This is a genomic window from Brevundimonas sp., from assembly GCF_013912005.1.
Classification (GTDB): domain Bacteria; phylum Pseudomonadota; class Alphaproteobacteria; order Caulobacterales; family Caulobacteraceae; genus Brevundimonas.
Window position 1 is genome coordinate 99,083 of the sequence record NZ_JACESB010000002.1, and the last position, 14,002, is coordinate 113,084.

The 14,002-nt window shown below is 71.2% G+C and carries 16 protein-coding genes; 7 read left to right on the top strand and 9 right to left on the bottom strand.

Translation table 11 applies throughout. The features are described 5' to 3' along the window. Complete coding sequence (ald, locus tag H2038_RS02335) at positions 1-1,119, bottom strand: alanine dehydrogenase (RefSeq protein WP_292108848.1); 1,119 nt, start codon at positions 1,117-1,119, stop codon at positions 1-3. Positions 1,120-1,253: 134 nt separating this feature from the next. Between ald and H2038_RS02340 the strand changes: the two genes are divergently transcribed. Continuing rightward, a complete protein-coding gene (locus H2038_RS02340; RefSeq protein ID WP_292108849.1) occupies positions 1,254-1,742 on the top strand; it encodes an Lrp/AsnC family transcriptional regulator in 489 nt (162 codons plus the stop codon). A gap of 84 nt (positions 1,743-1,826) precedes the next feature. After that, a complete protein-coding gene (locus tag H2038_RS02345; RefSeq protein ID WP_292108850.1) occupies positions 1,827-2,228 on the top strand; it encodes a hypothetical protein in 402 nt (133 codons plus the stop codon). A gap of 3 nt (positions 2,229-2,231) precedes the next feature. Here H2038_RS02345 and H2038_RS02350 read toward each other — a convergent pair whose 3' ends face one another. From H2038_RS02350 to H2038_RS02375, 6 genes are all read right to left on the bottom strand, one after another. Further along, entirely contained in the window at positions 2,232-3,680 is a 1,449-nt protein-coding gene (locus tag H2038_RS02350; RefSeq protein WP_292108851.1) for an NAD-dependent succinate-semialdehyde dehydrogenase, read from the bottom strand. Positions 3,681-3,714: 34 nt separating this feature from the next. Further along, on the bottom strand, positions 3,715-5,343 hold the full coding sequence (locus H2038_RS02355; RefSeq protein ID WP_292109084.1) for an MFS transporter: 1,629 nt from the start codon (positions 5,341-5,343) through the stop codon (positions 3,715-3,717). Between the two features lie 227 nt (positions 5,344-5,570). Beyond that, positions 5,571-5,708, bottom strand: coding sequence for an entericidin A/B family lipoprotein (locus H2038_RS02360; protein ID WP_292108852.1), 138 nt, complete (start codon positions 5,706-5,708; stop codon positions 5,571-5,573). A gap of 39 nt (positions 5,709-5,747) precedes the next feature. Then, positions 5,748-7,517 (bottom strand): histidine kinase dimerization/phosphoacceptor domain -containing protein, encoded by a 1,770-nt coding sequence (locus H2038_RS02365; RefSeq protein WP_366926479.1) that lies wholly within the window; start codon positions 7,515-7,517, stop codon positions 5,748-5,750. Positions 7,518-7,522: 5 nt separating this feature from the next. Further along, positions 7,523-8,131: a sigma-70 family RNA polymerase sigma factor gene (locus H2038_RS02370; protein WP_292108853.1), complete on the bottom strand. Its 609-nt coding sequence runs from the start codon at positions 8,129-8,131 to the stop codon at positions 7,523-7,525. Continuing rightward, the gene (locus H2038_RS02375; protein WP_292108854.1) at positions 8,128-8,322 is read right to left on the bottom strand and encodes a NepR family anti-sigma factor; all 195 of its coding nucleotides are present in this window, start codon (positions 8,320-8,322) and stop codon (positions 8,128-8,130) included. Before H2038_RS02375 ends, H2038_RS02370 begins: the two co-directional genes overlap by 4 nt. 189 nt (positions 8,323-8,511) lie before the next feature. Here H2038_RS02375 and H2038_RS02380 point away from each other — a divergent pair, with 189 nt between their 5' ends. After that, a complete protein-coding gene (locus tag H2038_RS02380) occupies positions 8,512-9,306 on the top strand; it encodes a response regulator (protein ID WP_292108855.1) in 795 nt (264 codons plus the stop codon). A 74-nt stretch (positions 9,307-9,380) separates the two neighbouring features. Here the strand turns inward: H2038_RS02380 and H2038_RS02385 are convergent, their stop codons facing one another. Beyond that, the gene (locus H2038_RS02385) at positions 9,381-9,749 is read right to left on the bottom strand and encodes a hypothetical protein (protein ID WP_292108856.1); all 369 of its coding nucleotides are present in this window, start codon (positions 9,747-9,749) and stop codon (positions 9,381-9,383) included. Positions 9,750-10,058: 309 nt separating this feature from the next. Here H2038_RS02385 and H2038_RS02390 point away from each other — a divergent pair, with 309 nt between their 5' ends. Next, positions 10,059-11,081 (top strand): NADP-dependent oxidoreductase, encoded by a 1,023-nt coding sequence (locus tag H2038_RS02390; protein WP_292108857.1) that lies wholly within the window; start codon positions 10,059-10,061, stop codon positions 11,079-11,081. Between the two features lie 16 nt (positions 11,082-11,097). Next, positions 11,098-11,505 carry an acyl dehydratase gene (locus H2038_RS02395; RefSeq protein WP_292108858.1) on the top strand — a complete coding sequence of 136 codons (408 nt, stop codon included), beginning with the start codon at positions 11,098-11,100 and terminating at the stop codon, positions 11,503-11,505. Positions 11,506-11,587: 82 nt separating this feature from the next. On the opposite strand, the gene H2038_RS02400 is transcribed toward H2038_RS02395, so the two are convergent. Continuing rightward, entirely contained in the window at positions 11,588-12,385 is a 798-nt protein-coding gene (locus H2038_RS02400) for a SapC family protein (RefSeq protein ID WP_292108859.1), read from the bottom strand. A gap of 172 nt (positions 12,386-12,557) precedes the next feature. On the opposite strand from H2038_RS02400, the gene H2038_RS02405 reads away from it, so the two are divergent. Together H2038_RS02405 and H2038_RS02410 are read left to right on the top strand one after the other, a co-directional pair. Beyond that, positions 12,558-13,043 carry a Fur family transcriptional regulator gene (locus H2038_RS02405; protein WP_292108860.1) on the top strand — a complete coding sequence of 162 codons (486 nt, stop codon included), beginning with the start codon at positions 12,558-12,560 and terminating at the stop codon, positions 13,041-13,043. Positions 13,044-13,087: 44 nt separating this feature from the next. Beyond that, positions 13,088-13,978: an alpha/beta hydrolase gene (locus H2038_RS02410; protein ID WP_292108861.1), complete on the top strand. Its 891-nt coding sequence runs from the start codon at positions 13,088-13,090 to the stop codon at positions 13,976-13,978. The last annotated feature ends 24 nt before the right edge of the window (positions 13,979-14,002 follow it).

Sequence of the window (14,002 nt, forward strand, 5' to 3'; positions counted from 1 at the left end):
TCAGCCCTTCGCCCACACCCCGAACGGGTCCGACCAGCCCAGCCCCATGGCTTCCGCCACGGCCGGATAGGTGATCTCGCCCTTAAGGACGTTCAGGCCGCGGGCGAGGTGCGGGTTCTCGCGCAGGGCCTCGAGCCCCTTGTCCGCCAGCGCCAGCCCGAACGGCAGGGTGGCGTTGTTGAGGGCCTCCGAGGAGGTGCGCGGGGCGGCGCCGGGCATGTTGGCGACGCAGTAGTGGACCACGCCGTCGATCTCGTAGGTCGGGTCCTCGTGGGTGGTGGCGCGGCTGGTCTCGAAGCAGCCGCCCTGGTCGATGGCGACGTCGACCAGCACCGAGCCGTTCTTCATCGCCTTCAGGTCCTCGCGCTTGATCAACTTGGGCGCGGCGGCGCCCGGCACCAGCACGGCGCCGATGATCACGTCGGCCTTCACCATCTCCTCGTCGATGGCGTTGATCGAGGAGTAGCGGGTGATGACGCGGCCCTGGGTGACCTCGTCGATATAGGCCATGCGCGGGATGGAGCGCTCCAGCACCACCACCTCGGCGCCCAGGCCCATGGCCATGCGCGCGGCGTTCAGGCCGACGACGCCCCCGCCCAGCACCAGCACGCGGGCCGGGGCCACGCCCGGGACGCCGCAGAACAGCAGGCCCATGCCGCCGTTGTGCTTCAGCAGGGTCTCGGCGGCCGAGAAGACGGCGATGCGGCCGGCGACCTCGGACATCGGCGCCAGCAGCGGCAGGCCGCCGCGGGCGTCGGTGACGGTCTCGTAGGCGATGGCCGCGCACTTCGAGGCGATCAGCCCCTTCGTCTGCTCGGGATCGGGGGCGAGGTGCAGGTAGGTGAACAGGATCTGGTCCTCGCGGAGCATCTCCCACTCGACCTTCTGGGGCTCCTTGACCTTCACGATCATGTCGTTGTTGGCGAAGATCTCGGCCGCGGTGGCGACGATCCTGGCCCCCGCCTTCGCATAGTCCTCGTCGGTGAAGCCCGCGCCCAGGCCGGCCCCGCCCTCGACCGACACCGCGTGGCCGTGGGCCACGTATTCGCGCACCGCCGTCGGCGTCAGGCCGATGCGGTGCTCGTTCTTCTTGATCTCCTTGGGGACGCCGACGCGCATGGGAGTTTCCTCGTCTGATGGGGGCGCGGCCGGCTCTGCGGCCGGCTCGCTTCGCGGCGCAATCTAGCGGTGGTCGATGCGCAGGTTCCTGTTCTTTTCAGCGCCTGAAGGCCGTACATTCGCAGCTTCTGCCAATGAGGCCGCTCGTGAAGACGATTTCCGCCGTCGCCCTCGACGACACCGACCGCAAGATGATCCGCGCCCTGCAGGCCGACGGCCGCATGACCAACGCCGACCTGGCCAGGGTGGTGAACCTGTCGGAGAGCGCCTGTCTGCGTCGGCTCAGGGCGCTGGAGGCGGCGGAGGTGATCAGCCGCTACACCGCCATCATCAACGAACGGGCGGTCGGCCTGCCGATCAGCGTCTTCGTCACCGTCACCCTCTCGTCCCAGGCCGAGGCGGCCCTGACCGCCTTCGAGACCGCCATCGCCGCGGTGCCGGAGGTGGTCGAGTGCTACCTGATGACGGGCGGCTCGGACTATCTGCTGCGTCTGGTGGTGCGCGACGTCGACGATCTCGAGCGGGTCCACTCGCGGGAGCTGACGCGGATTCCGGGGGTCAGCCGGGTGTCGTCCAGCGTGGCGATGCGGACGGTGGTCAAGCGGGGCGCGCTGCCGGTGTGAGGCGAGCCCGAAGGGCGCCCGCCCGTCTGGATTGAAGGTGTTTGACACCAGGCGGCCGCAAGGCGCTCAATCGACCTCGTGGGTATGAACGAGAACATCGCCGCCTGGACCGATCGCGAGCCGACGCTCGACGAAGAACTGCGGGCCTTGGGCGAGGAGGATGTCGTCGAGATGGGGTACCTGCCTCCCGAGTGGACGGGCGTGTTCGCGCACGTGTTCATCTCGACGGCCCTCGGCCAGCATGGCCCCCGCATCAAGCTGTACGTTCGCAAGGGCCGGCATCAGCCGAGCGCCTCGATTTCGATCGGGCCGCAGCCGAGAATTCTCGCCAGCAGCCTGGATGATCGCGACCTGAAGCGCATCTCCCCCAAGGCGCTGGAGTGGGTGGCCCTGAACCACGAGGCGTTGACCCGGTTCTGGTTCGAAGGCGACGACATGGACATTCCGGACATCGCCGAATTCGGCAGCCGGCTGAAGAAGGTCTGAGCCCTACCGCAGCGCCAGCGTCACCTGTTTGATGTCGACGTACTCGTCGATCCCGTGAATCGAGCCCTCCCGGCCGTAGCCGGACTGCTTGACCCCGCCGAAGGGGGCGACGGCGGTGGAGATGAGGCCGGTGTTGACGCCGCACATGCCGGCCTGGATGCCCCGCCCCATGCGCATCGCCCGGTCGAGGTCGCGGGTGAAGACGTAGGAGGCGAGGCCGAACTCGCTGTCGTTGGCCAGGGCCAGAACCTCTTCCTCCGTGTCAAAGGGGAAGACCGGGATCAGCGGACCGAAGGTCTCCTCGCGCCGGAACAGGGCGTCGTCGCCGCCGAAGGTCACGGTCGGCTGGAAGAAGCGGCCGCCGAGCGCATGCGGTTCGCCGCCGGTGAGGATCTCGCCGCCCGAGGCCTTGGTCAGGGCGAGGTGGTCCTGGACCTTGCGCACCGCCTTGTCCTCGATCAGCGGCCCGACCTTCACCCCGGTCTCGAAGGCGCCGCCGACGGGGATCTGCGACACGGCGTCGGCCAGCCGGCGGGCGAAGTCCCCGGCCACCGAACGCTCGACATAGACGCGGTTGGGGCAGACGCAGGTCTGGCCCGAGTTGCGGAACTTGCCCTTGATGGTCTCGGCCACGGCGAGGTCGAGGTCGGCGTCGGCGAAGACGATCAGGGGGGCGGCGCCGCCCAGCTCCATCGACACACGCTTCAGGGTCGGGGCGCACTGCTCGGCCAGCAGCCGGCCGATCGGGGTCGAGCCGGTGAAGCTGAGCTTGCGGATCAGGGGCGAGGCGGTCAGGACGCCGCCGATGGTCGCGGCGTCGCCGGTGACGATGCTGAGCACGCCCTTGGGCAGGCCGGCCTCACAGGCCAGTTCGGCCAGGGCGAGGGCGGTGAAGGGGGTCTGGCTGGCCGGCTTGACCACGGCGGTGCAGCCGGCGGCGAGGGCCGGCCCCAGCTTGCGCGTCAGCATGGCCGCCGGGAAATTCCACGGGGTGATGAAGGCGCACGGCCCGACCGCCTCGCGGAAGGTCAGGATGACGTGGCCCAGCGGGCTGTCCTGGGTCTCGCCGATCAGCCGCTCGGCCTCGCCGGCGAACCATTTGATGAAGCTGTTGGCGTAGGCGACCTCGCCCTTCGCCTCCTCGAACGGCTTGCCGTTCTCCAGCGCCATCAGGGCCCCGAGGCCCTCGGCGTTCTCGTCGATCAGCCGGGCCCAGTCGCGCAGGAAGGCGGCGCGCTTGTGCGGATCGGAGCGGGACCAGGCCGGGAAGGCGTCGTGGGCGGCCTGGATCGCCCGCTCCGTCTCCGCCGCGCCGAGATCGGGGACATGGCCGATGATCTCGTCCGTGGCCGGGTCGTCCACGGCGATGCGCTTCTCGGCGGTGACGGGTTCGCCGGCGATCAGGGCGTGCTCGCGCAGCAGCTTCAGGCCGGCGTCTCGGGCGTGGGTCATGGCTTCGTCCGGTTCGGGGAGGAACGGAAACGTCTCAGGTGGGGATGGCGTTCAGGTCGCGGCGCCGGGTTTCGGGCAGCCACAGCAGGCTGACCACCACCGCCACCGCCGTGAAGAAGACCGAATACCACAGGCCGAAGTAGATGTTCCCCGACCAGGCCACCAGGGCGAAGCTGGCCGCCGGCAGCAGGCCGCCGACCCAGCCGGTGCCCACGTTGTAGGGCAGGCTCATCGCCGTATAGCGCACCCGCGTGGGGAACAGCTCGACCAGGGCCGCGGCCTGCGGCCCGTAGAGGGCGGTGGCGGCCACCATGAAGATCATCAGGATGGCGAAGACCAGGGGAAGGTTGATGCGCGCCGGATCGGCCCGCTGCGGGTAGCCCGCGGCGGCCAGGGCGGCCTTGATCCGGCCGTCGACGTCCGCCCGCGCCGCCGCCAGCGACTCCGGGTCCAGCCCCCGGCCGTCGACCGAGGCCACCTCCGTCGCGCCGACCCGGACCACGGCGACCGATCCGGGCGGGGCGGCGACGTTGGCGTAGGACACCCCGGCGTTGGACAGCACGCTCTTGGCGATGTCGCAGCTGCTCGAGAAGCTGGCCTTGCCCACTGGGTCGAACTGCAGGGCGCAGGCGGCGGGATCGGCCGCCACCGTCACCGGCGCCGCCGCCTGCGCCTCCGCCAGCGCCGGATTGGCCGCGCGGGTGAGGGCGTGGAAGCCGGGGAAGAAGGCGACCAGCGCCAGGATCATGCCGAACAGCATCACCGGCTTGCGCCCGATGCGGTCGGACAGCCAGCCGAAGAAGACGTAGAGCCCCGCCGAGGCGACGGTCAGCGCCAGCACCAGCTGGTCGACGGTGTTGGTGTCGACCTTCAGCACCCGCTCCATGAAGAAGCGGGTGTAGAAGTACCCGCAGTACCAGACCGCTCCCTGGGCGATCATGATGCCGAACAGGGCCAGCAGCACGAAGCGGCCGTTCCTCCACGTTAGGAAGGCCTCCCGGTAGGGGGCGCGATGATCCGCGTCCGAGGCCTCGGCCTCCATGCGGCGGTAGGCGGGGCTCTCGTTGAGGCGCAGCCGGATCCACAGCGAGATGGCCAGCAGCAGGGCCGAGAGCAGGAAGGGAATGCGCCAGCCCCAGGCGTCGAACGCCTCCGCCCCGACTGCGGCGCGGGTGACGAGGATCACCGTCAGCGCCCCGATCAGGCCGAAGGCGGCGGTGGTCTGGATCCAGCCGGTCAGGTAGCCGCGACGGCCCGGCGGGGCATGCTCGGCGACATAGATGGCGGCGCCCCCGTACTCGCCGCCGAGGGCGAACCCCTGCAGCATGCGCATGACCAGCAGCAGGATCGGCGCTGCGACGCCGATCTGGCCGTAGTCCGGCAGCAGGCCGATCGCCACGGTCGCCAGTCCCATCAGGGTGATGGTGACGAGGAAGGTCGTCTTGCGTCCGGTGCGGTCGCCGAACCAGCCGAACACCAGGGCCCCGAGCGGCCGCACCACGAAGCCGAGCCCGAAGGTCAGCAGGGCCATGATGTAGGCCACCGTCTCCCCGGCGTCGGCGAAGAAGTGCCGCGCGATGACCGTCGCCAGCGAGCCGAAGACGAAGAAGTCGTACCATTCGAACGCCGTGCCGGCCGCGGAGGCGGTCACCACCGTGCGCAGACCGGGTTCCTTCCCGGCGTCATCCCTTGTCGCCGTCACCGGCCGCCTCCCCCGCAGGGCGCCGTCTGCGGGCGCCTCGGCCGGGATGCTAGTGGGCCCCGCCGGCCGCGCAAGAGGCCGAACGGCGTTCCGGACAGGCGAAGGCCCGCCGGCGGGGGGTCCGGCGGGCCTTCTTCTCAACCGGGCCGCATGTCGGGGGAGGCAGCGGCCCGGGAAGGGGAATCAGGTCAGTTGCTGGCGTCCTCGGCCGCGTCGGTGACCGCCTCGCCGGCGGCCGAGGCGTCGCGGCCGACGCCCGAAATGGTGTTGCAGGCGGCCGTCGTCAGGGCGGCGGCGGCGGCGATGAGGATGAAAACCTTGCGCATCTTGGCGTCTCCAGAGGGCCGGGGAGGGCGTCTGGCGTATCAACGTCGCGGCTGCGGCGGGGTTCCGACGTCGGCGGGATCGACCGGGACGACGGCCTCGGGCGTGGCGAAGGTCATCCGCGCCAGGGTCCCGCCGCCCGGCGCCGCGAGGATCTCCACCTCGCCGCGCAACTGCTTGGCGAAGGCGCCCATCAGGGTGCGGCCGACGCCGGCGCGCAGGGTCTCGGTGACGCCGGGGCCGTCGTCCTCGACCTCCAGCACGCTGGTTTCGCCCTTGACCCGGAAGCGCACCTTCAGCGCGCCGCCGCGGCCGGCGAAGGCGTGCTTCTGCGCATTGGTGACCGCCTCCACCAGCCACAGGGCCAGCGGCGCCAGCTTGTCCGGATCGACGACCAGCGAATCCGCTTCCACCGAGGAGGTCACCAGATGGCCGCGGCCGCTTTCCCCGGCGATCAGCTGCCCGACCAGCTCGGTCAGGAAGATGCGGGCGTCGGCATAGCGCAGGTCGTCGCTCTGGTAGAGGGTGCGGTAGATCAGGGCGAGGGCCGAGATGCGCTGGCGCGTGTCCCCGACGGCCGCCCTGGCGGGCTCGTCCTTCAGCGCCCGCTGCTGCATCGACAGCAGCGAGGAAATGATCTGCAGGTTGTTCTTCACCCGGTGGTGGATCTCGCGCATCAGCGCGTCCTTCTCCGCCAGCGAGGCGAGCAGGGCGGCGTCGCGGGTGGTGATGGTCTCGGCCAGGTCGTCGAGGGTGCGGGCGAGCACGCGAATCTCCGCCGGCGCGTTGACGGCCTGGACCGGGCGGACGGTGAAGCGCCCGCGGGCGTAGATGGAGGCGACCCGCTCCAGATAGTCCAGCCAGCGGACGATGATGCGCTCACTGACCAGCATCACCATGGCGAAGGCGGCGAGCCAGGCGGCGAGCGGAAGCAGCAGCAACCCGACCGGATTGAGTCGCGCCCACGACAACAGGCCCGGCGCCGGGGCCGACAGCAGGGCGTAGACGTCCCGTCCCGCCAGCGCCGCGCCGGCGAACACCCGACGCCCGTCCGCCGTATCGGCCTCGAACACCGCCGACCCGCTCTCCCGCGCCCGGTCGACCCAGCCGGTGAGTCTCTTGTCGTCGGCGAGATCGAACGCCGCCCGGTTCGAGGCGGTCAGGATGGCGCCGGAGGCGTCGGTCAGCGCCGTGGCGGAGTCCGGGGGCAGGGCCGGATCGGCGACGTCCGGCTCCAGCGCCGAGAGCGGAATCAGGGCGAGCATGGCCCCGTCGAAGGCGCCGAGGGGCCGCTCGAGGCGCAGGGCGACGATCAGGGCCGGCGGTTCGCCGGGTGCGGCCGGGGCCCGGGCGAGCACGGTGGACTCCCCGGCCCGCAGGCGCCGGAACCAGGGCGTTTCCCGGCTGCGCGTCAGCCAGGCCGGGGCGCTGCGGGACAGGCCTTCCGACGCGCAGGTGGCGGCGCCGGTGGCGGTCACCCGCGCCAGTCCGTCCAGCCCCTCGAGCCGGTTGACCAGGGCCGTCAGGCGCGGCTGGCAGAACACCTCGAGCGCTTCCGGGCGCAGCGCCTGGAGCAGAACGCTGGCGGTGTCGAGACGGGCCTTGGCGCGGGCCGCTGTGCGCTCGGCGGCCAGCTGCAGGTCCCTGCGCCGTTCGGTGTCCTGCTCGCGGAACTGCGACTGCGCCTGAACGGCCCCCAGGACCAGGATGGGCAGCAACGCGCCCGCCATGGCGACGCCGAGGCGGAAGCGGATGCCGTGGATGCTCGGGCGGGCCAGTCCCCGGCCGAGCGCGCGTCCGAGCCGGACCACCGCGATCAGTCCCGAACGCTGCTCAGGCGGTCTGCATCGGCGAGAATGGAGCGCATGGCGTCGCCGGCGGCGCGGCCGTCGCGAGCGTAGCCGCCCTTTTCAAGCGTGGCCTGGAGCGCCTTTCGCGCCCGTGAAACCCGGCTCTTCACGGTGCCCACGGCGCACTGGCAGATCTCCGCCGCCTCCTCGTAGGCGAAGCCGCCGGCGCCGACGAGGATCAGCGCCTCCCGCTGCTCCTCCGGCAGGGTGGCCAGGGCGAGCCGCAGCTCGTCCAGGGCCACGGGGGATTCGGGATCGTCCACCGCGACGAGGGTGCGCTCTGCGGCTTCCTGGTCGAGCTGCGACTGGCGCCAGGAGCGGCGCTTCTCCGAATAGAACTGGTTGCGCAGGATCATGAAGGTCCACGCCTTCATGTTGGTGCCCATCTGATAGCTGGCGCGGGCGTCCCACGCCTTCATCATGGCGTCCTGGGCCAGGTCGTCCGCGGCGGTGGGGTCGCCGGTCAGGGTGCGCGCAAACGCCCGCAGGTGCGGGATCAGCCCGACGAGCTCCTTCTTGAAGGCGTCGTCGTCTGCGGAAGGAGGCTTGGGCGGCGGGTTCGTCGCACCGCTCATGCGCCGCCCTCGCCGGAGGACCGCTTGTCGGCCCGCCGGAGGATTTCGAGGAACTCGTCCGGCACCGGTTCGTTCACGACTTCATCGAACATATGCCGCAGCTTGACGCCGATAGCCTGCTGACGAAGGCGCGCTTCCTCCAGGCCGGCCCCCTTGGGCGGCTTGCCCGGCGGGTTGGTTTGGTCTGTCATCGATAAAACGGTCGCCACCCTGACGCTGTTGTTGAGCCCCAAACGCCAGCCTGCCTGGACGGTTCCTGTGCCGCAGTGAAAATATGCTCAAGCTTCGCGGGTCCGGCGGAACCGTGGCGGATTTGATACGTTGACCGGGACTGCTGCGGTCTCGCTTCCGGAGGCCGGATTCTGTCGGGGATCTACCGAATGAGCCTGCTGGCCCGCCTTGCGCCACACCTTCCCTACGTCCGTCGCTACGCGCGGGCGCTGACCGGCGACCAGACCACCGGCGACAACTACGTCCGGGTGGCGCTGGAGGCGCTCGCCGCGGGCGAACGGCAGCTGCCCGCCGACATGACGCCGCGGGTCGCCCTCTACCACGTGTTCCACGCCATCTGGGCCTCGACGGGCGCCCGGCTTGAGGACAAGAGCGGCATCGACAACCGCGACGATCCGTCGAACCGGCTGATGCGGATCGCTCCGCGCTCGCGGCAGGCGTTCCTGCTCACCGCGCTGGAAGGGTTCACGCCTTCGGAAGCCGCCCAGATCCTCGACGCCGACGCCCAGGACGTCGAGCGGCTGATCGGAGAGGCCCAGGCCGACATCGACGCCGAACTGGCCACCGACGTGCTGATCATCGAGGACGAGGCGATCATCTCGGCCGACATCGAGAGCCTGGTGAAGGAGCTCGGTCACCGGGTGACCGGCACGGCCACCACCCACGACGAAGCGGTCGACGCCGTGGCCCGCCACCGGCCGGGCCTGGTGCTGGCGGATATCCAGCTGGCCGACGGCTCCTCGGGCATCGACGCGGTCAAGGACATCCTGAAGCGGATCGACGTGCCGGTGATCTTCATCACCGCCTTCCCCGAGCGCCTGCTCACCGGCGAGCGGCCGGAGCCGACCTTCCTGATCACCAAGCCCTTCCAGCCTGAGACGGTGAAGGCGGCGATCAGCCAGGCGCTGTTCTTCCATCCGTCCCGCCAGAAGGCCGCCGCCTGATCGAGGGCGGCGATCCATCCAGGACGTCACGGCCCCGGTCTTGCGACCGGGGCCGTTTCCGTTCGGGGCGAGGGTTAGCGGTCTTCCACCGGCTCGGACATCACCGTCGGCGCGTTGACGTTGGGGGCGTCCCCGGTGGGCGGCGAGGTCGGCTCGCCGGTGGCGGTGGTCGGCGCGTCGGCGGTCGGGATCTCGCGCGCCGCCTCGCCCTGGAAGGCGGCGGCGTCGACCGCCTGGTCGCCGTCGTTGGCGTTGGTCTCGGCCAGCCGGCCGGCCGAGGCGAAATAGATCACCGCGAACGCGATCACGACCATGCCGATGGCCCCGAACAGCACCATCATGATGCGCTTTCCGCCCCGGCCCTGGCGGGCGTACTGCGCCTCGACGGGCCGCCCCTCGTGGACGGCGTCGGCGGATTTGTCGTGCGGAGATTCGTGGCTCATGGATCGCCTCCCGGTTCGTTGGGTCAGGCCTGATCAACGGGCCGCGAGCGTCGCCGTTCCGGACTCGCCGGGCGCGCGAAAAAAATCCCCGACCCGCCGGAACCCCGGGGCGGGACCTCCGTTATCGGACTGCGGAGGCGGCGACGCCCCCCCGACTTGAGACTGGCGAAAGCCGGTCTGTCGCCTCCGCACCTCATTCTCGATGATGCCACTTCAGGCGGACCTTCGGGTCCGCCTTTTTCTTTGCCGCTGGACAGGCTGCCGGGGCGCGGCACTATGCGCGTCCACAAAGAAAACCCGGAGGATCCGATGGCCCGAACCAATCGTCAGTGGGTGCTGCGTCAGCGGCCGATGGGGCTGATCAAGCCCGGCGACCTCGAACTGGTCGAAAGCGCGCTGCCGGAGCCGGGCGAGGGCGAGGTGCTGGTCCGCACCGTCTACCTGTCGCTGGATCCGACCAACCGCACCTGGATGAACGACGTCGAGGGCTATCTGCCGCCGGTGCCGCTCGGCGGCGTGATGCGGGGCCTCACCCTCGGCGTGGTCGAGGAGAGCCGATCGGACCGCTTCGCCGCCGGCGACGTGGTGACCACCGCCGCCGGCGGCTGGTCGGACTATGCGGTGGTGTCGGCGCGCGAGGCCTCCCGGGTGCACCGCGCCCCGGGCCTGCCGCTGACCGCCAACATGTCGGTGCTCGGCATGACCGGCATGACCGCCTGGTTCGGCGTCACCGACGTGCTGAAGCCGCAGCCGGGCGAGACGCTGGTGATCTCCGCCGCCGCCGGGGCGGTGGGCTCGATCGCCGGCCAGGTGGCCAAGGCCCATGGCGCCCGGGTGATCGGCATCGCCGGCGGACCGGACAAGTGTCGCTGGCTGACCGAGGAGCTCGGCTTCGACGCGGCGGTCGACTACAAGAACGAGGACGTCGGCGACGCCCTCGACCGCCTCGCCCCGGATGGCGTCGAGATGAATTTCGAGAACGTCGGCGGCGACATCATGATCGCCGTGTTCAACCGGCTGAAGGTGCACGGCCGCATGGCCGTGTGCGGCCTGATCTCTTCCTACAACGCCACGCGCATGCCGCCGGCCCCGAACTTCGGCCGGATCATCACCCACCGGCTGAACCTGCGCGGCTTCCTCGTGCTCGACTATGCGCCGCGGGCGAAGGAGATGGTGACGGGGATGGCGCCGATGGTGCTGGACGGCCGCATCAAGTGGAAGGTGCACGTCGACGACGGGCTGGAGGGCGCGCTGGATTCGCTCAACCGCTTGTTCACCGGCGACCACGACGGCAAGCTGCTGGTGCGGGTGTCGGAAGAGCCGGCCGCCTGAATACGGAGCCGCCGGCATGAGCGAACCGCTGCACGTCCACTTCGAGGACCTGGGCGTGGGGGAGGTGGTGCCGCTGGGGGCCTGCGCCGTGGACGGCGCGGCCCTCGAGGCCTTCGTCGAGCGCTTCCTGCCGGGCTGGGACGTGGCCTACGGCGCGCCCGACGCCATGGTCTATGCGCTGTGGAGCCGGATGTTCTCCGACAAGGCCTCGGGGTGGGCCCAGTCCAAGGTGCTGGCCGTCGACGGGCTGCGCTACCAGCGCAACCCGCCCGCCGGCGAGTTGATGCGCGGGCGCATGACGGTGATGGGCAAGGACCCCGTCGGCGACGGCAAGGGCATCCTCATCGCCCAGCACGACCTGCTCGACGAGGCCGGGCGGCTGGTCTTCTCCTGCCTCACCCGGTCGCTGCTGGCCCGGCGGTAGGGACCGGATCGGGCGCAGCACAGAAAGGGCGACCCGCCGGAGCGGGCCGCCCTTGCATCCGCTGTCCGCCGGCGGGCGGCCGTCAGGCGTTGGCGGCGGCCGGCTGGGTCGCGGCCCGCTGGAAGGCCAGGGCGATCAGGCGATCCCAGCCCAGCAGCGAGACCAGATGGGCGTAGATCTGGCCGAGCGCGCCGTTGTCGCGCAGCTCCGCCAGCTTCTCCGCCGGCAGGGCCTTCAGCCGGTCCTCGGAAACCGCATAGTACTCGGCCAGCTTCTGCGCCTGGCCGGGCGTGCCGTCCGGGTTCCGCGGGGTGAAGTTGGCCTCGCGCACGTCCAGCAGGTCGAGATCCTTCAGCAGCTGCACGAAGGCGTCGGTGCGCTGCCGCTCCTGTTCGAAGTTGTTGCAGAACTCCATCGCCTGGCGCGTGTAGGCCGACGGCTGGCCGTCCTCGAACAGCGGCGTGGTCCCGCCCTCGACGATGAAAGGCGCCGCCCGGTCGATGCACAGGATGAGGCGCTTCTGGACGTCGTCGTTGGCGAACACGAAGGGGTAGCGGCGCACATAGGCCGGGATGTAGGCGTCGCCGCGGAACTCGCCGTCGGCGCTCACATACAGGTTCTCGCCGCTGCGCAGGCCCATCACCGCCACCGGCTGGCGGGCGTCGCCGACGAAGATCACGGGGTACGACAGGGCGGCCGGCGCGAATTCCGTGACGGTGAGCGGCACGAGGTGGGTCTGGCTGGCGAAGGCGTAGGGCTTCTCGACCGGGTTGGCGCCCAGCTTGCCGTGGGCCTCGGCCGACAGCGGCTCGGGCCGGCCGTAGAACAGGACATTGCCGGAAAGGGCGCCGCTCTGGGCGTTGGCGGTGGTGTCGGTCATGGACGCGATCGCAGCTCGGGTGTGAAAGAGAGGCGCGCCTTCTAGCCCGGATGGTTCGGGGCGGCAAACCGCTCGTCGCCGCAACCGGGGCGGCCCGCCGGCGCGGCGGCCGAACGCCGCGACCGGGGGTCTCCGTGTTGCGGCGGGCGCGACGAGGGCCTAGCTCTGGCGCATGGCCGAAAGCTGCACCCATCGCCATGACGGAGTCCCCCCGAGCTGGGACGAGATCACCGTCGCCCTCGACGCCGCGGGGGCCCGGCTGAGCTCCGAGGGCGAACGCATGACCCCGGCGCGGCTGCGGGTTCTCGAGCTCCTGCTCGCCGCCGGCGAGCCCGTGAAGGCCTATGACCTCATCGCCCGCTTCGGTCCGGACGGGCAGCCGGCCAAGCCTCCGACGGTTTACCGGGCGCTCGAGTTCCTCGAGCGGAAGGGGCTGGCCCACCGCATCGCCTCGATCAGCGCCTATGTCGCCTGCACCGAGGGGGAGGCGGCCCATGCGGCGGCCTTCCTGATCTGCGACTGCTGCGGCGCCACGGCCGAGGTGGCCGCTCCCCTCGCCGAAGGCCTGGACCGGGCGGCGCGGGACGCCGGCTACAGCATCGCGCGCACCACCGTCGAGGCGCATGGCCGCTGCCCCGCCTGTCGGGCCGAGGGCTGAGGCGCGCACTGGCGAACGGAGCGCCGGCCGCCTATGTCGCCGCCATGGACGCTGTCCGGCTGACCCCGCCCCGCCGCCTGAGACTCCCCGTCGCCAACCGCTGGGGCGCGGGCGAGATGGCCGTGCTCGACTTCGGCGACCCCGCCCGGCCCGTCGACCTGGTCTTCGTCCACGCCAACGGCTTCAACGCCATGACCTATCGCACCCTGCTCGCGCCCCTGTCCGGCGCCCTCAGGGTCTGGGCGCCGGACCTGCGCGGCCACGGCGCCAGCGCCTTGCCGGCGGAGCCGCAGGGCCGGCGCGGCTGGGCCGACCACCGCGACGACCTCGTCGCCCTGCTCGACGCGATCGACGGCCCGCCGGTGGTGCTGGCCGGCCATTCCATGGGCGGCACGGCGGCCCTGCTCGCCGCCGCCGCGCGGCCGGAGAAGGTTTCGCGCCTGGTGCTGCTGGATCCGGTCATCTGGACCCGCTGGAGCCAGGGCCTGCTCCGCCTGCCGCTGTTCGACCGGATGGCGCGCCGCATTCCGCTGGTGAAGTCGGCGCTGCGGCGGCGGGCGGTCTTCGACAGCCGTGAACAGGCCCTCGCCGCCTACCGCGACCGGGGCGCGTTCCGCGGCTGGCCGGAGACCCTTCTGATCGATTACCTGACGGACGGGCTGACCGAGACGGCGGCCGGCTTCGCCCTGTCCTGCCCGCCGGAGTGGGAGGCCTCCAACTACGCCGCCCAGGCCCACGACCCGTGGCGGGCGCTGCGCGAATTCCGGGGCCCCGTGCGTATCCTGAAGGCCGTCGAGGGCTCGACCTGCCACGTCCCCGTGGCGCCGCGCGGCCTGCCGCACGTCTCGGTCGAGATCGTCGCCGGCGGCACGCACTTCTTCCCGATGCTGCAGGCGGACGTCGCCCGCGACGCCCTGTTCGAGGCGGCCGTCTGACGCTGGCGCCGCCGCGCCCCAGGG